This window comes from Stenotrophomonas sp. X (genome assembly GCF_055721025.1).
This window is the reverse complement of the sequence record NZ_CM146756.1, coordinates 3,687,576-3,704,257: the sequence shown is the minus strand read 5'-3', so window position 1 is coordinate 3,704,257 and position 16,682 is coordinate 3,687,576. Positions and strand designations below refer to the sequence as shown.

At 65.1% G+C, this 16,682-nt stretch carries 19 protein-coding genes; 11 read left to right on the top strand and 8 right to left on the bottom strand.

Annotation, left to right across the window (positions count from 1 at the left end; all coding sequences use genetic code 11):
* The first annotated feature begins 65 nt into the window (after positions 1-65).
* Positions 66-1,142 carry a hypothetical protein gene (locus ACZ75I_RS17010; protein WP_472958363.1) on the top strand — a complete coding sequence of 359 codons (1,077 nt, stop codon included), beginning with the start codon at positions 66-68 and terminating at the stop codon, positions 1,140-1,142.
* The gene (locus ACZ75I_RS17005; RefSeq protein WP_472958361.1) at positions 1,139-1,768 is read left to right on the top strand and encodes a hypothetical protein; all 630 of its coding nucleotides are present in this window, start codon (positions 1,139-1,141) and stop codon (positions 1,766-1,768) included. Before ACZ75I_RS17010 ends, ACZ75I_RS17005 begins: the two co-directional genes overlap by 4 nt.
* 25 nt (positions 1,769-1,793) lie before the next feature.
* Here ACZ75I_RS17005 and ACZ75I_RS17000 read toward each other — a convergent pair whose 3' ends face one another.
* A complete protein-coding gene (locus tag ACZ75I_RS17000; protein ID WP_472958360.1) occupies positions 1,794-1,934 on the bottom strand; it encodes a helix-turn-helix domain-containing protein in 141 nt (46 codons plus the stop codon).
* A gap of 186 nt (positions 1,935-2,120) precedes the next feature.
* On the opposite strand from ACZ75I_RS17000, the gene ACZ75I_RS16995 reads away from it, so the two are divergent.
* Complete coding sequence (locus ACZ75I_RS16995) at positions 2,121-2,399, top strand: hypothetical protein (protein WP_472958358.1); 279 nt, start codon at positions 2,121-2,123, stop codon at positions 2,397-2,399.
* Between the two features lie 544 nt (positions 2,400-2,943).
* A complete protein-coding gene (locus tag ACZ75I_RS16990) occupies positions 2,944-3,375 on the top strand; it encodes a CBS domain-containing protein (RefSeq protein ID WP_033834978.1) in 432 nt (143 codons plus the stop codon).
* Positions 3,376-3,442: 67 nt separating this feature from the next.
* On the opposite strand, the gene ACZ75I_RS16985 is transcribed toward ACZ75I_RS16990, so the two are convergent.
* Both ACZ75I_RS16985 and gloA read right to left on the bottom strand, forming a co-directional pair.
* Entirely contained in the window at positions 3,443-3,871 is a 429-nt protein-coding gene (locus ACZ75I_RS16985) for a VOC family protein (protein WP_019660719.1), read from the bottom strand.
* Between the two features lie 95 nt (positions 3,872-3,966).
* Complete coding sequence (gene gloA / locus ACZ75I_RS16980) at positions 3,967-4,485, bottom strand: lactoylglutathione lyase (RefSeq protein ID WP_472958357.1); 519 nt, start codon at positions 4,483-4,485, stop codon at positions 3,967-3,969.
* Positions 4,486-4,611: 126 nt separating this feature from the next.
* Here gloA and ACZ75I_RS16975 point away from each other — a divergent pair, with 126 nt between their 5' ends.
* Entirely contained in the window at positions 4,612-5,724 is a 1,113-nt protein-coding gene (locus ACZ75I_RS16975; RefSeq protein ID WP_180867764.1) for a PLP-dependent cysteine synthase family protein, read from the top strand.
* Positions 5,725-5,771: 47 nt separating this feature from the next.
* Here ACZ75I_RS16975 and ACZ75I_RS16970 read toward each other — a convergent pair whose 3' ends face one another.
* Entirely contained in the window at positions 5,772-6,176 is a 405-nt protein-coding gene (locus ACZ75I_RS16970; RefSeq protein WP_061479872.1) for a hypothetical protein, read from the bottom strand.
* 165 nt (positions 6,177-6,341) lie between these two features.
* Between ACZ75I_RS16970 and ACZ75I_RS16965 the strand changes: the two genes are divergently transcribed.
* A complete protein-coding gene (locus tag ACZ75I_RS16965) occupies positions 6,342-8,372 on the top strand; it encodes a M3 family metallopeptidase (RefSeq protein ID WP_472958355.1) in 2,031 nt (676 codons plus the stop codon).
* Between the two features lie 104 nt (positions 8,373-8,476).
* Here the strand turns inward: ACZ75I_RS16965 and ACZ75I_RS16960 are convergent, their stop codons facing one another.
* The 3 genes from ACZ75I_RS16960 to ACZ75I_RS16950 all read right to left on the bottom strand — a co-directional run bounded on the left by ACZ75I_RS16960 (position 8,477) and on the right by ACZ75I_RS16950 (position 10,426).
* Positions 8,477-9,280: an SDR family oxidoreductase gene (locus ACZ75I_RS16960; RefSeq protein ID WP_111096771.1), complete on the bottom strand. Its 804-nt coding sequence runs from the start codon at positions 9,278-9,280 to the stop codon at positions 8,477-8,479.
* Positions 9,277-9,843, bottom strand: a complete 567-nt coding sequence (locus tag ACZ75I_RS16955; protein WP_061479870.1) for a DUF1415 domain-containing protein — start codon at positions 9,841-9,843, stop codon at positions 9,277-9,279. The genes ACZ75I_RS16960 and ACZ75I_RS16955 overlap by 4 nt, the downstream gene beginning before the upstream one ends.
* 100 nt (positions 9,844-9,943) lie before the next feature.
* Entirely contained in the window at positions 9,944-10,426 is a 483-nt protein-coding gene (locus tag ACZ75I_RS16950; RefSeq protein WP_005419468.1) for a YajQ family cyclic di-GMP-binding protein, read from the bottom strand.
* A 151-nt stretch (positions 10,427-10,577) separates the two neighbouring features.
* On the opposite strand from ACZ75I_RS16950, the gene ACZ75I_RS16945 reads away from it, so the two are divergent.
* The 3 genes from ACZ75I_RS16945 (at position 10,578) to ACZ75I_RS16935 (ending at position 13,347) form a co-directional block, all read left to right on the top strand.
* On the top strand, positions 10,578-11,474 hold the full coding sequence (locus tag ACZ75I_RS16945) for a DMT family transporter (RefSeq protein WP_019660712.1): 897 nt from the start codon (positions 10,578-10,580) through the stop codon (positions 11,472-11,474).
* Between the two features lie 179 nt (positions 11,475-11,653).
* Positions 11,654-12,661 carry a methionine ABC transporter ATP-binding protein gene (locus ACZ75I_RS16940; protein WP_005419464.1) on the top strand — a complete coding sequence of 336 codons (1,008 nt, stop codon included), beginning with the start codon at positions 11,654-11,656 and terminating at the stop codon, positions 12,659-12,661.
* On the top strand, positions 12,658-13,347 hold the full coding sequence (locus ACZ75I_RS16935; protein WP_180867763.1) for a methionine ABC transporter permease: 690 nt from the start codon (positions 12,658-12,660) through the stop codon (positions 13,345-13,347). The genes ACZ75I_RS16940 and ACZ75I_RS16935 overlap by 4 nt, the downstream gene beginning before the upstream one ends.
* Positions 13,348-13,440: 93 nt before the next feature.
* On the opposite strand, the gene ACZ75I_RS16930 is transcribed toward ACZ75I_RS16935, so the two are convergent.
* Positions 13,441-14,040, bottom strand: a complete 600-nt coding sequence (locus ACZ75I_RS16930) for a lipocalin family protein (RefSeq protein ID WP_049438993.1) — start codon at positions 14,038-14,040, stop codon at positions 13,441-13,443.
* A 128-nt stretch (positions 14,041-14,168) separates the two neighbouring features.
* On the opposite strand from ACZ75I_RS16930, the gene ACZ75I_RS16925 reads away from it, so the two are divergent.
* Both ACZ75I_RS16925 and ACZ75I_RS16920 read left to right on the top strand, forming a co-directional pair.
* Positions 14,169-14,468: a hypothetical protein gene (locus ACZ75I_RS16925; protein WP_072167208.1), complete on the top strand. Its 300-nt coding sequence runs from the start codon at positions 14,169-14,171 to the stop codon at positions 14,466-14,468.
* 69 nt (positions 14,469-14,537) lie between these two features.
* Positions 14,538-16,634, top strand: coding sequence for a prolyl oligopeptidase family serine peptidase (locus ACZ75I_RS16920; protein ID WP_235646987.1), 2,097 nt, complete (start codon positions 14,538-14,540; stop codon positions 16,632-16,634).
* Positions 16,635-16,682: the final 48 nt, after the last annotated feature.

Sequence of the window (16,682 nt, the reverse complement as noted above, 5' to 3'; positions counted from 1 at the left end):
GACATGAAAGTGTTCAACGAGTTGCTTCTGTCTGCCCTGAGTGCCACACCCCCTTTCGACTTCGATTGATCCTTGACCATCCGCCAAATGTTGGGGTCGAGTTCGACGAGAACTGTGAACGCACGGATGAAGAGGGGCGAGTGCTAAACATTAGTGCTGGTTTTGTTATTCCCCGTGCGCGCGTGCATGAGGACCAGTACTTCCCTGTCCATGACCTGCCTGAGCCTGATGAAGCCACGCTGCGGGCTATCCAGAACTCGCGTCCCGAGGGCGTCGACGGTCCAATCATGGTTGACCTCACAGTTTTGTTGGGAGGTTTACCAAATGCGACGGAGTACTGGCGCCTGCTAAGAAATGCGTACCGCTTTAGCCGAACCGGGCAGCAAGATCTTATGCGTGCGCATCTGCGTCAGTTGGCTGGCGATGAAGTTCCAGACGACGAGCTGACTATCGAACGAGCCTTGGTTGGCTTCTTTGTGCGAGTACTAGAGCCGCATGGGGAAGGAGGCTTACACAGGTTGACGACTGAGTTTGCACGGGCACGCGAGTTAAACGAGCAAGAGTTTGAGCGATTTCAGGCTGAGTTCCGGCAGTTTCGCTGGGATCGAATGGATGAGTACGTTGACGTATTCGATCACTTCTTTCGCGCTTATGACGAGTTCAATCAAACTTTCATGTACGTTAGGCGCGCTACCAATCTGCCAGATGACCCGTACGCGCCATCAACTGACTTTGAGCGAACTCGCATGTACTACGGTGAGGCGTTTGAAGTTCTTGGGTCTCACATCGATCTGCTAGCTGCCGCGAACAATATTGTTTCCGGGAGGCAATTTGACCAACTAAGTCGAATTTCTTTGCGGGACTACCGTGGTAGCGATAAGGGTCGGCGCAACGAGACTCTAGGCGCAAATCCTGAGCTGGCATGGCTTGTGGCGGAATATGACAATCGTCTTAGAAATGCATCGCATCATAGATGGTTGCGCCTCAGTCACGATCGTTCGGTAATTACATACCGCGAAGGGGGTGATGGTGCGGTCCGAGCGCTTAGCTACGCGGAGTACCTGTTTCGATGCTGTGCGATCACAGCGCAGTTAATGGTGCTTGCCGCAGCCGAGGCGTTGGTACTTGAGGTTGGCGCATGAAGAGCTACCCACAGAGAGTGCGCGACAACATTCTCCCGTTGTCAGTTGGCTCAACATTGCCAGAGGCATTTGAAGAATGGTCGTTCACTGAGCGGACTGAGGATCACGAAGAGCCAGTCGAGACTTGCCAGCTCTGCGAGCAAGAGGATTTGCGCTACCACTTTGAAATCAGGAATGCGCTGACGGGAAAGACCTTATGGGTCGGCTCGCAGTGCATTCTCAAGTTTGGATTGTCAGTCTTCGAAAGTGGACTGCGCCTGTCGCCAGCCGGGGCGAAGAAGAAGCTTGATCGCCTGATGCAGCAGATGCGGCTTGAATCGTGCATCAAAGCACTCGAGCGACTGGCAGCCGCTGAGGACAACAGCATCCTCCGGAATGCACTAGCCTACTATCGGAAGAACAAGTATCTAACTCCGAAGTTCGCCTTCGTCGTGATGTGGCGCCTGCAAAAAAATGGAATTGACCACAGCCCCTCGTTCTTCAAGGTCAGCCTGAAGAAGTCGAAGTACAAGGAAGACCTGAAAGCCATGCCGGCGAGTCAAGTTCACGCGATATGGAGGGCGCTTACATCCACTCAGCGTCGCATGGCTATTGCTATGGGGCACCCTCCGCCCGTCGCTGAGTGATCTGCACTTGCGCGGGCTCCATAGCCTATTGCTTCTGGGTCAAGGTCTCCGCGTCCTTCAGTGCCTCCCACATATGGCACCTGAGCCCTGCGCAAATTCGTTGCAGGGTGTCCAGCTGGAGGTTTGTCTCTCCCCTCTCAATAGCGCTGTAGTAGGTGCGATGCATCCCTATGATGTCCGCATAGCTCTCCTAGCTGTAGCCAGCGGCTTCACGTCGCGCTCTAAGGGCTCTCCCGAGGTTGCGGAGTAGGTGGTCGGTCATGCCGACACCCTATAGGTAGCCTCCTCTTAGCTCTACAGGTTTAAAGGCAGACTACTTTAAAGTTCCATAGACGCCTGATAGGGGGCAAGCATGAAGCTGGTGGATTGGAGGGTGGGGTTGTGCGCCGCTGTGATGGCTGCGCTGGTTGCGGGTTGTTCCGGTTCGCAGCCGGGCAGCCTCGAAGGTGTCAAGCCTGCATCGGCGCTAACGCCAGAAGAAGTGAAGGCGGAGTTAGTTGCCTTGACGTGCGAGAAGACATCCGAGAAGACATCTCAACCGAGTTTCACCGAAGAGGCGTGGAATCCGCTTCGTGAAGCCAATCGTGGGCGACGGGCGTATCCCGCAGCAGCCGAAGGGCTACAAGCTTAAGAAGGGGTCTGCCAGTAAGTTTATAGCGCTGCCGATGCGGGGTCCGCCGGGAAAACGGTTGACCCCCGTTGGAAACAATTCCGTGACGGTGGAGTAAGGCATTCCCGGATCTGTGGGATGCTGCATGCGAAAGGGGCCTGCGAGGCCCCTTTCGTTTGTGCCGGACGCAGTACGAAGTGGGACAGCCGCCGGGCGTTCTGTCCGTCGTCGGCAGCAGGCAATCATTCTTTAATGCGCGAAGCCGCCTGTATTCAGCGGCGGTTTCAGCCACGGTGCCATTCTCTGGATCGTCAGTTGGTTCCCACGACGAACTGTCCTATCGATGCCGGTAGTGACCGAGGGTCGCAGTCGTAGAATCGATCTGGCCGAGGTTCGGGTAGAGCGATTGAACCCGCCTCGTTCGCGTTGCAGCACATCGTCTGCCGAGTCATTCCAAGCGGCAGCCGGGTGCGCCAGACGTGCGCTGAAAGGTCTGTTCCCGGGGAGGGGGCGTATCGGAAGAGCACACTTTTTTGACTTCAGTGACCTGCACCAGGAAACAAGAATGAACGTCCGCGAACTCCTGCAATCCAAGAAAGAAGCTGTCATCACCATCGACGCCGAAGACACGATCGGTGCCGCCGCCCACAAGATGAGCGCGAACAGGATCGCTGCGCTGGTGGTGATGAAGGACGATGCCCCGGTCGGCATCATTTCCGAGAAGGACATCGTGCGCACCCTGGCCGACGACGGCCCGCAGGCCGGCCGCCGGGTGATTTCCAGCCTGCCGTCCACCGGTCTGGAGGGCATTGCGCCGGACGCCACGCTGAAACAGGCCATGTCATTGATGACGTACTCGCGGCGCCGTCACCTGATGGTCACTGAAGGCACCCGCCTGGTCGGCATCCTCAGCCTGGGCGATATCGTGAAGAACCTGCTGGGCGAGCTGGAACTGGAAAAGGCAGTGCTGCAGGACATCTACATGGCCGCCCACTGAGGGCCGCAGCGCTGGAAGCAGAGAAGCCGGGCATTGCCCGGCTTCTTCATTCACCGCGCCGGTGATATCAGAAGGTGACCTTCACCGAATCGGCGCTGTAGTTCGCCGGGCCGTGATAGACCACTTCGATGTTGTTGCCATCGGGGTCGAGCACGAAGGCGCCGTAGTAGCCCGGGTGGTAGGGGCGTTCGCCTGGCGCGCCATTGTCGGTACCGCCGGCGGCGATCGCGGCAGTGTGGAAGGCATCAACAGTTGCGCTGTCGCGGGCCTGGAAGGCGAGATGGTGGCGGCCGGTCAACTGGCCGGCGGCGGCACGACTGCTGGCGCTGGAAATGAACAGCTCGTCGGCCCAGAAGAAGTCTGGCCCTTCGCCGCCCAGTGGGATGCCGATCGTATCGAACACTGCCTGGTAGAAGCGGCGGCTGGCGGCCAGGTCACGCACCACCAGCTGGATGTGGTCGATCAGGCGGCCACGGTGCAGTTCCATCGTTTCCATACGAACCTCACAGAAAAAGGGGACGGAGGGGATTAAGTCGCTTCCAGCACAATAGTGCCAGAAACGGCTTAATCCCCTCCGTCCCCTTTTCGGGGTCAGACGTTGGCGATGATCTCGACCCAGTAGCCGTCCGGGTCCTTGATGAAGGCCAGGTTCTTCATGCGGCCGTCGGTCAGGCGCTTCTGGAAGGCTACCCCGAGGTCCTCGAAGCGCTGGCAGGCCGCCTCGATGTCCGGCACCGACACGCAGATGTGGCCGAAGCCGCGCGGGTCGCTGTTGCCGTCGTGGTAGACCGCGCCGTCCTGGCTCTCGGTGCCGTGGTTGTGGGTCAGTTCCAGCACGCCCGGCAGGCCGGCCATCCACAGGCGGCGCTGGCTGTCATCTTCCGGAACCGCCACGCCAGCTGGGACGTAGGCCAGGAAGTACAGGCTGAACTGGGCTTCGGGAAAGTCGCGCTTGTCGATCAGCTGGTAGCCGAGCACGCGGGTGTAGAAGTCCAGCGAGGCGGTGATGTCCTTCACCCGCAGCATGGTGTGGTTGAACACGAAGCCGGTGGTTTCGGCCGGGGCCTGGGCGGCGACGCCGGGGACATCGCGCAGGGCGGGAATGGTCATGGGGGGAGGTCCTTCAGACAGGGCCGTTGCCGGCCGGATGGGGGCATTCTACCGGCCAGCACCTGACGGCACCGCGACGTACAATGGCCGGATCGCACCGTTCCGTCCTGACAACGATTGCCCGCCATGTCGCAGCGTGAATGGGTGGCCGCCGCCATCCGCAAGATTGAAGCCGATTTCAACCGCTCCGCCGATACCCACCTGATCCCGCTGGCGCTGCCCGGGTTCGAGGGCATCGATGTGTACCTGAAGGATGAGTCGAGCCATCCCACCGGCAGCCTCAAGCACCGGCTGGCGCGCTCGCTGTTCCTGTATGCGCTGGCCAATGGCTGGCTGCGCGAAGGGCGACCGGTGATCGAGGCGTCCAGCGGCTCGACGGCGGTGTCCGAAGCCTATTTCGCGCGCCTGCTCGGCCTGCCGTTCATTGCAGTGATCCCGGCCACCACCTCGCCTGAAAAGATCGCCGCGATCGAGTTCCAAGGCGGCCGCTGCCACCTGGTCGAACGCGCCTGCGACCTCAACTGTGATTCGGAAAAGCTGGCCCGTGAAACCGGTGGCCACTTCATGGACCAGTTCACCTACGCTGAGCGCGCGACCGACTGGCGTGCCAACAACAACATCGCCGAGTCCATCTTCAAGCAGATGGCCGAAGAGCCCAGCCCGGTTCCGGAATGGATCGTGTGCAGCCCCGGCACCGGCGGTACCGCTGCCACCCTGGGCCGCTATGTCAGCTACCGCCGCCACGACACCCGCATCCTGTGCGCGGACCCGGAAGTGTCGGTGTTCTTCGACGGCTACCGGGCCGCCGTGGCCGGTGAACAGGACTGGCGCGACCTGACTTGCAGTGGGGGTTCGCGCGTGGAAGGCATCGGCCGGCCACGGGTGGAGCCGAGCTTCATCCCGACCAGCGTCGATGCGATGGTCAAGGTACCCGACGCACTGAGCCTGGCCGCGATGCGCCATGTCAGCCGCCAGCTCGGCCGCCGTGTCGGTGGCTCGACCGGCACCAACTTCATCGGCGTGCTGCAGGCGGCGCAATGGATGCGCGAGGCGGGCCACCGGGGCAGCATCGTCAGCATCCTGTGCGACAGCGGCGAACGCTATGCGCAGAGCTATTACGACCCGGCGTGGTACCTGCGCCAGGGTATCGATGTCGACGGCGCCGATGCGCAGCTGGCCGCTGCGGTCGCCGGGCAGGGCTTGCCCGAGCTGCCGTGGTGCAGCCTGGAAGCGCTGTAGCACGGACGACGCTCGCGCGGGGCCATGCCGGCGAAAGCGACGGTGTCTCAGTACCCCGCCGCGGTGAACGCGTCGAGCACCGCGTCGCGAAGCGCATCAGGCAACGCCTCGATGTCCATCGCACGATCATCCAGGTGCAGGGTGGGATCCAGGATGCTGGCGCGGCCCTGGGCCAATGCCTGCAACCACAGCAGCACGCAGATCACGAACTCGCGCTCATGGCCCAGCTGCAGCTGGCTGGCGCCGCGCTCGACCACTTCGAACGGGTACCACTCCTGGCTTTCATTGAACGTGCCGCCCTGCTGCAGCACCGCCTGCAACTGCTGCAGGTGGCGCGGGGCGTCGTCGCCGGCATCGCACAGCGCGGCGATCCAGGCCAGTTCGGCCGCGCTGGCAGACAGTGCCAGCGACCGCGCCGGTGAGGCGGATGCAACTGCAGCCAGACCATCCATGTAGGGCCTCGTTCGGTACGTGCCGCTGCGGACTCCCCCGCACCCAGAGCTTCGGGGGGCGTGCGTAAGGCCGATGTGAATGCCGTGCCCCCTTGTCAGCGATGCCTGGCAGCGCCATATCTACCGGGCTGCCCGCCTGCCGGGCCCGTACCCTGGAGACCTGCCGTGACCGTTGCCAACCCCCTGCTCGATTTTTCCGGCCTGCCGCGCTTCGAGGCGATCCGCCCCGAGCACGTGGCGCCGGCGCTGGATGTGCTGCTGGCCGAGGCCGAAGCCGCCGTCAGCGCAGCCGAGCAGGTGCAGCCGGTCACCTGGCAGACCTTCGTGACCCCGCTGGACGATGCCACCGAGCGCCTGTGGCGCGCCTGGGGCCTGGTCGGCCACCTGCAGGGCGTGGTCAACACCCCGGAGCTGCGCGAGGCCTACAACAGCAACCTGCCGCGAGTGACCCGCTTCGCCAGTGCGCTGGGGCAGAACCTGGCGCTGTATCGGCAGTACCAGGCGCTGGCCGCCAGCCCGGAGGCGGCGCATTTCGATGAAGCCCAGCGCAAGGTGCTGGACAACACCCTGCGCGACTTCCGCCTCGGCGGCGCCGAGCTGGCGCCCGAGGTCCAGCAGCGTTTTGCTGCGATCAAGGAAGAACTGTCGGCGCTGTCGGCGAAGTTCTCGCAGAACGTGCTCGACGCTACCGATGCCTGGTCGCTGATCATCGAAGACGAAGCGCGGCTGAAGGGCCTGCCGGAAGACGTGAAGGCCACCGCGCATGCCGCAGCACAGAAGGACGGCAAGGCCGGCTGGAAACTGACCCTGCAGATGCCGTGCTACCTGCCGGTGCAGACCTGGGGCGAGGACCGCGACCTTCGCGAGATCCTGTACCGCGCCAGCGCCCAGCGTGCGTCCGAATTCGGCGATGACGCACTGGACAACAGCGGCAACATCGACCGCATCCTTGCCCTGCGCGCCGAACTGGCGGCGTTGCTCGGCTTCGATTCGTACGGCCATTACTCGGTGGCGACCAAGATGGCGCAGGACCCGGCCGAAGTGCTCGGTTTCCTGCGTGACCTGGCCGCGCGTGCCAAGCCGTTCGCCGCCAGGGACCGCGCCGAGCTGGAGCAGTTCGCGCGCGAACAGCTCGGCATCGACAGCCTGCAGGCCTGGGACCTGGCCTTCGCCGCCGACCGCCTGAAGCAGGCGCGTTACAGCTATTCCGAGCAGGAGGTGAAGCAGTATTTCACCGAGCCGAAGGTACTGGGCGGCCTGTTCTCGGTGATCGAGCAGCTGTACGGCCTGCGCGTGCAGGAGGACAGCGCGCCGGTGTGGCACGAGGATGTGCGCTTCTTCCGGTTGGTCGATGCGCAGGGCGCGCTGGTTGGCCAGTTCTACCTGGACCTGTACGCCCGCGAGGGCAAGCGCGGCGGGGCGTGGATGGATGATTGCCGCAACCGTCGCGTGCGCACCGACGGCAGCGTGCAGACGCCGCTGGTCTACCTGGTGTGCAACTTCGGCCGGGGTGCCAACGGCAAGCCGGCCACCTTCAGCCACAACGAAGTGACCACGCTGTTCCATGAGATGGGCCACGGCCTGCACCAGCTGCTGACCCGCATCGGCGAACTGGGCGTGGCTGGCATCAACGGCGTGGAATGGGATGCGGTGGAGCTGCCCAGCCAGTTCATGGAGAACTTCTGCTGGGAATGGGACCACCTGCAGGCGATGACCGCGCACGTGGACAGTGGCGAGCCGCTGCCGCGCGCGCTGTACGAGCGCATGCTGGCCGCGCGCAACTTCCACAGCGGCATGGCCACCGTCCGCCAGCTGGAGTTCGGCCTGTTCGACATGCTGCTGCACAGCCAGTTCGAACCAGCGCAGGACAGCGTGCTGGCGTTGCTCGACCGCGTGCGCGCGGAAGTGGCGGTGAACCACCCGCCGGCCTGGAACCGCTTCCCGCACCAGTTCAGCCACATCTTTGCGGGCGGTTACGCCGCGGGTTACTACAGCTACAAGTGGGCCGAGGTACTCAGCGCCGACGCCTATGCCGCCTTCGAGGAAGCGCCGCAGGCACTGGCTGAAACCGGCGCACGCTTCCGTGATGAGATCCTGTCGCGCGGTGGCAGCCGCCCGGCGGCGGACAACTTCAAGGCCTTCCGCGGCCGTGCGCCGCAGATCGATGCGCTGCTGCGCCACTCGGGCATGGCGTAATCCATGGTGGTGGGTGCCAACCTTAGGTTGGCACTTCACCGCCATCCACGCATGGCGTGGATCTACCGGAATGCCGGCCAGCGGCCGGCACTACCGGTGGTGGGTCATTCGGCGTAGATCATCTTCCGGGTCATGCCGCCGTCGACGATGAAATCCTGGCCGGTGCTGAAACCGGACAGTGATGACAGCAGGTACACGGCCAACGCACCGATGTCCTCCGGCTGGCCGACGCGGCCGACCGGGTGTTGCGCATGGTCGGTGGCCGAATACTCCGGTGCGTGTCGCCGTGAGGGTGCCTGCCACTCGCAGGTGCCGATCCAGCCGGGACTGATGCTGTTCACCCGCACCGCCGGGCCGCTGCTGATCGCCAGCGCATGGGTGAACGCGACCAGTCCGCCCTTGGCTGCGGCATAGGCTTCGCTGTGTGCTTCGGATTGCCAGGCGCGGGTCGAGGCGATGTTGATGATCGCACCGGCGGCGCTGGCGGTCAGCGCCGGCAACGCATGCTTGCTGCACAGGAACGCGCCGTGCAGCGAAGACAGCCGGCGCTGCCACTCGTCCCAGTCCATGTCCTGCAGCAGCGTGCCGTGCGGGCTGGCAATCCCCGCGTTGTTGACCAGCCCGTCGATGCGGCCGAAACGCTGCAGGGCCACGGCGATGAAGGCGCGCACGCTGGCTTCGTCGGTGATGTCCAGGCGCTGGAACACGGCATCCTCACCACGCTGCCATTCCGCCAGGCACGCCTCGCCGGCCTCCACGTCGAGGTCGCCGATCAGCACGCGGCCACCGGCGCCGAGCACGGCCTGCGCGATGCCACGGCCGATGCCGTTGGCGCCGCCGGTGACCAGCACCACCTTGCCCGACAGCGGCGCGGCCGGCCAAGCGGCAATCGGCGGCACCGTGCTCACGACAGGTCTTCGCCACGCAGGCGGCGATGCCAGCCGTCCACGCCGATGCGGTCCAGGGTCTGGATGTTGCGCTCGACGATCACGTCCGGATCCGGATAGACGTCCACCGCGCGCGCCACGCTGTCTTCGCGCAGCAGGTGCAGGGTGGGGAAGGGCGCGCGATTGGTGTAGTTGCTGGCGTCGTCCGCGGCCACGCCGTCGAACTGGTAGTCGGGATGGAAGCTGGCCACCTGCAGGATGCCCTGCAGGTCCAGCGCCTCGATCGCCGCGTCGGCGTTGTCGAGGAAGTCGTTGTAGTCGAGGAAATCGGTCAGCACCTGCGGATGCACGATCAGCGTGGTATCGATCTGCTCGGCCGGCGTATCGCGCAGCAGGACCAGTTCCTCGGCCAGCTGCTCAACCAGGGCTTCCGTCGTGGTCGCATCGCTGAGCACGATGCGGACCTGGTCCTTCACGTAGACCGCCTTGGCGAACGGGCACAGGTTCAGGCCGATGACGATGCGTTCCAGCCACAGGCGGGTGGCGGCGATCGGGTCCTCGGTGGGCAGTTGGGCGTCGGTCATGGCGGGCACGTCGGCTGGCGGGGCGGACATTGTAGGCGCGTCGCTTGCAACGCGCCGTCGTACCGCAGGTGCCGGCGCCGGGCCATGCCCGGCGGCCAGATCAATCGCGGAAATTGTTGAACTGCAGCGGCAGCTCGAACTTGCCGGCCTTGAGCACGGCGATGGCGTCCTGCAGGTCATCACGCTTCTTGCCCTGCACGCGCAGCTTGTCGCCATTGATCTGGCTTTCAACCTTCAGCTTGGCCTCCTTCAGCGCAGCGGCGATCTTCTTGGCGATCTTCTGCTCGATGCCCTGCTTGACGGTGATCTTCTGCCGGGCCTGGGCCAGGTTGGTCTCGATGTCGCCGAATTCGAGGCTGAGCACATCGATGCCGCGCGCGGCCAGGCGTGCACGCAGGATGTCGTTCATCTGCTTGAGCTGGAACTCGGTCGGCGCGAACTGGTTGATCACATCGCCATCGCGTTCGAACTTGGCATCCACGCCCTTGAAATCGAAGCGGGTGGCCAGTTCGCGGTTGGCCTGGTCGATGGCGTTGGTCAGTTCGTGGGTGTCGACTTCAGACACGACGTCGAAGGAAGGCATGGGCGATGCTCCGCAGGATTCAGTGGCAGCCATTCTATCGCGAGGGCCCCACGCCCGCCCTTTGTAGAGTCGAGCCATGCTCGACTGCTCTTCACAAGGCGGTCGAGCATGGCTCGACTCTACAATCCCGTGCGGTCGGCGATAATGGGTCATGAACGTGCAACGCTCCCCCTCGCGCGCAGTGGCCTGGATGGTCGCTGCGGTCGCCTGCTTCTCGCTGATGGATGCTGGCATGAAGCAGCTGTCGGCCAGCTACCCCACCCTGGAAGTAACCTTCCTGCGCGGCGCGGCCTCGTTGCCGTTCGTGCTGGTCTGGGTGCTGGCCAGCGCCGGGCCGCGTTCGCTGGTGCCGCGCCGCTGGGGGCTGCACCTGCTGCGTGGTGCGCTGGGCATGGCGATGATCGGCTGCTTCGTGTTCGCCCTGCGCGACCTGCCGCTGTCCACTGCCTACACCATCTATTTCGTTGCCCCGCTGCTGATCGCCGCATTGTCGGTGCCGCTGCTGGGCGAGCGGGTCGGGCCACGGCGCTGGGTCGCCATCGGGATTGGCCTGGTCGGTGTGCTGGTGGTGCTGCGGCCGGGCGTCGATGGCTTCATCTCGGTGCCGGGGCTGATGGTGCTGGCCGCGGCCACCGCCTATGCCGTAGCCGCGATCACGGTCAGCCTGTTGACCCGCACAGATACTTCGCAGTCGATGGTGGTCTGGTTCCTGGTGATCATGGCCATCGGTGCCGGGCTGCTGGCCCTTCCCGGCTGGGTGCCACTGCAGCTGGCACATGCGCCGCTGATCGGTGGCATGGGCCTGGCCGGGGCGCTGGGCCAGATCGCCCTGACCAGGGCCTTCCAGCTGGGCGAGGCCTCGATGATCGCGCCGCTGGAGTACAGCGGGCTGGTCTGGGTGATCGGCTGGGACCTGGCCTTCTGGGGCCAGCTGCCCGATGGCTATACCTGGGTGGGCGCGGCGATCATCGTGGCTTCGGGGCTTTACCTGCTGCACCGCGAGCGGGTGAACCGGCAGGAGCCGCCGAAGCCGCTGGATCATCCCTGAACCGGTTTGGCCGGGAAGCGGGGCCAGAGCCCCTGCGGGGATCCGACCCCGGAACCCGCGCCGGAGCAGGTACGTTAGAACCAAAAGGAATAACATTCTGGCCCATGGCGCGGGCGCGCGACCGCCTGCGCTGGTAGGCTGCACGCCCCCTTCCGTCACCCAGCCGGTGAGCCACGCCCGTGATCGAGTTCCAGCGCCTGCACAAATCCTATGCCGTTGCCGGCCGCGAGATCAGCGCGCTGCAACCGTTGGACCTGACCATCGAGGCCGGTGAGGTTTTCGGCATCATCGGCCATTCCGGCGCCGGCAAGTCGACCCTGATCCGCATGATCAACCGCCTGGAAGAACCCAGCGGTGGCCGGCTGCTGATCGGTGGTGAGGATGTCACCGCGCTGGACGCGGACGGCCTGCGCGCGCTGCGCCGGCGCATCGGCATGATCTTCCAGCACTTCAACCTGCTGTCGTCGCGCACGGTGGCGGGCAACGTCGCCTTCCCGCTGGAACTGGCCGGCACGCCGAAGGCGGAAATCGACGCGCGCGTGGCCGAGCTGCTGCAGACCGTGGGCCTGGAAGCGCATGCGCAGAAGTATCCGGCGCAGCTGTCCGGTGGCCAGAAGCAGCGCGTCGGCATCGCCCGCGCGCTGGCGACCCGTCCACAGATCCTGCTGTGCGACGAGGCCACCAGTGCGCTCGATCCGCAGACCACCGCTTCGGTGCTGTCGCTGCTGTCGAAGATCAATCGCGAGCTCGGCCTGACCATCGTGCTGATCACCCACGAGATGGACGTGATCCGCCGTGTCTGCGACCGCGTTGCGGTGCTCGATGCCGGCCAGATGGTCGAAACCGGTCCGGTCACCCGGGTGTTCCTGCACCCGCAGCATCCGACCACCCGCCGTTTCGTCAGTGAGTCGGAGCATGTGGACGAGGGGGCGCTGCACCGTGATTTCGATGCCGTTGGCGGCCGTATCGTGCGCCTGACCTTCCTTGGTGGCGACACCTACGAACCCCTGCTCGGCAGCGTCGCGCGGCAGACCGGGGTCGACTACAACATCCTGTCCGGCCGTATCGACCGGATCAAGGACACCCCGTATGGCCAGCTGGTGGTCGCCCTGGTGGGCGGCGACCAGTCCGCCGCGCAGGCTGCCTTCGTGGCCGCCGGCGTGCACGTCGAGGAGCTGCGTCGATGATCATTGCTGCTGCTGGCGGCTTCTTCCGTCACCTGGATGCGGGCAAGTGGGCCGACATCGGCCAGGCCACCTTCGACACGCTGCTGATGCTGCTCGGTTCGCTGCCGCTGACCCTGGCCATCGGCCTGCCGCTGGGCGTGCTGCTGTACCTGTTCGGCGCGCCACAGATGAAGCGGAGGCCGTTCGCCTATGGCGCGCTGGCACTGGCGGTGAACCTGTTGCGCTCGGTGCCTTTCATCATCCTGATGATCGTGCTGATTCCGGTCACGTTGTTCCTGATGGGAACCTCGCTGGGCGTGCGCGGCGCGATCGTGCCGCTGGTGATCGGCGCAGCGCCGTTCTATGCGCGCCTGGTCGAGACCGCGCTGCGCGAAGTGGATCGAGGCGTCATCGAGGCGACCCAGGCGATGGGCGCCACCACCTGGCAGCTGGTGACCCGCGTGCTGCTGCCGGAAGCGCGCCCCGGCCTGATCGCCGGTGCCACCGTCACCACCGTGGCCCTGATCGGCTTCACTGCGATGGGCGGTGCGATCGGTTCCGGCGGCCTCGGCGACCTGGCGTTCCGCGATGGCTACCAGCGTTCGCACACCGACGTGGCCCTGGTCACCGTGGTCCTGCTGCTGGTCCTGGTGCAGCTGCTGCAGATGCTCGGCGACCGCCTGGTCGCGCATTACAGCCGCAAGTAACCGCTACGCATGCCGGTAGCCGGCCAGCGGCCGGCTCTACCCCATTGCCTGGAAACGGTAGTGCCGGCCGCTGGCCGGCAATTCCACGTGCGGTCAACGCGCGTTCGGTACTTCGTAGCCCAGCTTGCCGACCTGCTCCGGGTGCTGCGGCACGCGCTTGAGCTTGTCGGTGTTCACGCCGTACTCGTCACGCAGGCGCTCGGCCAGCTCCTTGTACAGGGCTTTGTCCATGTCCGGCGTGCGCGAGAAGATCCACGCCATCTCACGGCCCGGATAACCGATCAGCGCCCACGAGTAATCCGGGGCGACGTCCAGCACCCGGGAGTGGGTCGGCACCACGCGGTAGAACCAGGTGCGCCAGCCGTGGTTGCCGCTGTCCGGGTCGACGCTGGCGCGTGCGCGGATCTCCTGCAGGGGTTCGCCGAAGCCGTCGCGGTAGCGGTAGGTGATGCCGACCTTGTGCTCGTCGCGCAACTCGTACTCGTTGACGCTGGCGACGTGCCCGCGTTCGATGAAGTTCGGCACGCGGCCGATCACGTACCAGGTGCCCATGAAGCGCTTGAGGTCGATCGGGGCATCCGGATCGGCGCGCGGGGCGCTGGCACGGGGTGATGGCGGCTCACCGACCGCCATGGCGGGGCCCGCCAGGGACAGGGCCAGCAACACGGCGCAGAGCGGGCGGATCGAAGTCATGCGGGAGCGGGCTCAGGAGGGCTTTGCCTGAGCATGGTCGACTGAGCGTGCGCGATCCGTCAATGGTGTCGCAATCTGTGAGAAGGGGCTTGACCAAGCTGTGTTGCATTGTCTACCGGAGAAGGCCCATGAACACACGTTCCGTCCGTCACCCTGCAACTGAACGCATCATCGAACGCGCCGACCCGCGCCTGCTGCGTGGCGTGCGGCAACTGGCGCTGGCCGGACTGGCGCTGGTACTGGTCTGGCCAGCGGCACGTGGCAGCAGCGCGTGGTTGGGCTGGCTGCCGATGTGGCTGATCGGCATGCCGCTCGCGGCCTGGTGGGCGCTGTTGCGCTTCCCGCTGCCGCGCCTGTCGCGGCTGCCGAAGGTGCGGCGTACCGGTGGACAGGCGCGTCGCCGGCGCGGCCCGGCGGCCACGGCCTGACCTTCGACACGGGGGAGGCCGCGGCATTCCGTGCTAGCGTTCCACGGCTTATGACTGCCTGGAGCTGCAATGTCACGACTCGCTTCCGCCTGCCTGTTGGCCGGCATGATGACCGCTGCCTCGGTGGGGACCGCCGTGGCCGCTGAAGATACCGACCGCTACGCCTGGCTGGAGGACGTCACCGGCGACAAGCCGCTGTCCTGGGTCAAGGAACAGAATGCCAAGTCCGAGGCGCGCCTGGCGCAGACCCCGGCCTTCAAGCAGATGGAGACCCGCATCCGCGAGGTGCTCGATTCCGATGCCAAGATTCCGGGCGTGCAGAAGATCGGCGACTACTACTACAACTTCTGGAAGGACCAGCAGCACGAGCGCGGCCTGTGGCGGCGCACCACCCTGGCCGAGTACCGCAAGGCGTCGCCGCAGTGGGAGACCGTGCTCGACCTGGATGCGCTGAACAAGGCCGAGGGTGAGAACTGGGTCTGGCATGGCGCCGATTGCCTGCGCCCGGATTACAGCCGTTGCCTGATCGCGCTGTCGCGCGGCGGCGCCGACGCCGACGTCACCCGCGAGTTCGACCTGGCCAACAAGACCTGGATCAAGGACGGCTTCTTCCGTCCGGAGTCGAAGGGGGGCCTCAACTGGGTGGATCGCGACACCGTGTTCGTCTACACCGACTTCGGTGCCGGCACGATGACCACGTCCGGCTATCCGCGCGTGGCCAAGCTGTGGAAGCGCGGCACGCCGATGGCCTCGGCCACCGTGGTGTACGAAGGCAAGCCGGAAGACATGTACATCGCGGCGATGCACGATGACACCCCGGGCTTCGAGCGCAACCTGGTCAGCCGTACGCTGGCGTTCTACAACAACGAACTCTACCTGCGTGGCGACGACGGCACGCTGACCAAGATCGACGCGCCGAACTCGGCCGAGAAGGGCCTGCACAAGCAGTGGCTGACCCTGGAACTGCGCGATCCGTGGACCGTGGGCGGCAAGACCTATGCGTCCGGTTCGCTGCTGGCGACCAAGCTGGACGACTTCCTGGCCGGCAAGCGCGACTTCGAGGTGCTGTTCACCCCGACCGCGACCACCTCGCTGGCCAGCGCCACCTGGACCAAAAGCCACCTGGTGCTGAACGTGCTGGACGACGTCAAGAACCGCCTGTCGGTGCTGACCCCGGGCGCCAATGGCTGGCAGGCCAGCCGCTTCGTCGGCGCCCCGGCCTTCGGCACGCTGGGCGTGGCTGCAGTGGACAGCAATGACAGCGACGCGGTGTGGCTGACCGCCACCGACTACCTGACCCCGACCACGCTGGCCCTGGCCGAGATCGGCCAGGCCCCGGAAACGCTGAAGACCATGCCGGCCTTCTTCGATGCCAAGGGCAAGGTGATCGAGCAGCACTTCGCCACCAGCAAGGACGGCACCCGCGTGCCGTACTTCGTGGTGCACGACAGGGCGATGAAGCTCGATGGCTCCAATCCGACGCTGCTGTACGGCTACGGTGGCTTCGAGATCTCGCTGACCCCGAGCTATTCCGGTGGCATGGGCCGCGCCTGGCTGGAGAAGGGCGGCGTGTACGTGGTGGCCAACATCCGTGGTGGCGGCGAGTACGGCCCGCGCTGGCACCAGGCGGCGCTGAAGCAGAACCGCCACAAGGCCTACGAAGACATGGCCGCAGTGGCGCGGGACCTGGTCAAGCGCAAGATCACCAGCGCCAAGCACCTGGGCGTGCAGGGCGGCAGCAACGGTGGCCTGCTGACCGGCAACATGCTGACGCAGTACCCGGAGCTGTTCGGTGCGGTGGTGGTGCAGGTGCCGTTGCTGGACATGAAGCGCTACAGCCACCTGTTGGCGGGTGCCTCGTGGATGGCCGAGTACGGCAACCCGGATACCAGTGACTGGGAGTTCATCAAGACCTTCTCGCCGTACCACCTGTTCAACGCGAAGAAGAACTACCCGCCGGTGCTGTTCACGACCTCGACCCGCGACGACCGCGTGCACCCGGGGCATGCCCGCAAGATGGCGGCGAAGATGATCGACGCCGGCAAGGACGTGACCTACTACGAGAACATCGAAGGGGGTCACGGCGGCGCCGCCAACAACGCGCAGGCCGCGCACATGTCGGCGCTGGCCTACAGCTTCCTGTGGGAGCGGTTGGGCGGCAAGTAAGCAGAACGGAAAACGCCGCCCCAGGGCGGCGTTTTCCGTTATCGGGTA

Excerpts from the sequence above, each read along its gene's own strand:
- ACZ75I_RS17005 (WP_472958361.1), top strand. The coding sequence starts at position 1,139 with ATGAAGAGCTACCCACAGAGAGTGCGCGACAACATTCTCCCGTTGTCA.
- ACZ75I_RS17000 (WP_472958360.1), bottom strand. The coding sequence starts at position 1,934 with ATGCATCGCACCTACTACAGCGCTATTGAGAGGGGAGAGACAAACCTC.
- ACZ75I_RS16995 (WP_472958358.1), top strand. The coding sequence starts at position 2,121 with ATGAAGCTGGTGGATTGGAGGGTGGGGTTGTGCGCCGCTGTGATGGCT.
- ACZ75I_RS16990 (WP_033834978.1), top strand. The coding sequence starts at position 2,944 with ATGAACGTCCGCGAACTCCTGCAATCCAAGAAAGAAGCTGTCATCACC.
- ACZ75I_RS16985 (WP_019660719.1), bottom strand. The coding sequence starts at position 3,871 with ATGGAAACGATGGAACTGCACCGTGGCCGCCTGATCGACCACATCCAG.
- gloA (WP_472958357.1), bottom strand. The coding sequence starts at position 4,485 with ATGACCATTCCCGCCCTGCGCGATGTCCCCGGCGTCGCCGCCCAGGCC.
- ACZ75I_RS16975 (WP_180867764.1), top strand. The coding sequence starts at position 4,612 with ATGTCGCAGCGTGAATGGGTGGCCGCCGCCATCCGCAAGATTGAAGCC.
- ACZ75I_RS16970 (WP_061479872.1), bottom strand. The coding sequence starts at position 6,176 with ATGGATGGTCTGGCTGCAGTTGCATCCGCCTCACCGGCGCGGTCGCTG.
- ACZ75I_RS16955 (WP_061479870.1), bottom strand. The coding sequence starts at position 9,843 with ATGACCGACGCCCAACTGCCCACCGAGGACCCGATCGCCGCCACCCGC.
- ACZ75I_RS16950 (WP_005419468.1), bottom strand. The coding sequence starts at position 10,426 with ATGCCTTCCTTCGACGTCGTGTCTGAAGTCGACACCCACGAACTGACC.
- ACZ75I_RS16945 (WP_019660712.1), top strand. The coding sequence starts at position 10,578 with ATGAACGTGCAACGCTCCCCCTCGCGCGCAGTGGCCTGGATGGTCGCT.
- ACZ75I_RS16935 (WP_180867763.1), top strand. The coding sequence starts at position 12,658 with ATGATCATTGCTGCTGCTGGCGGCTTCTTCCGTCACCTGGATGCGGGC.
- ACZ75I_RS16930 (WP_049438993.1), bottom strand. The coding sequence starts at position 14,040 with ATGACTTCGATCCGCCCGCTCTGCGCCGTGTTGCTGGCCCTGTCCCTG.
- ACZ75I_RS16925 (WP_072167208.1), top strand. The coding sequence starts at position 14,169 with ATGAACACACGTTCCGTCCGTCACCCTGCAACTGAACGCATCATCGAA.
- ACZ75I_RS16920 (WP_235646987.1), top strand. The coding sequence starts at position 14,538 with ATGTCACGACTCGCTTCCGCCTGCCTGTTGGCCGGCATGATGACCGCT.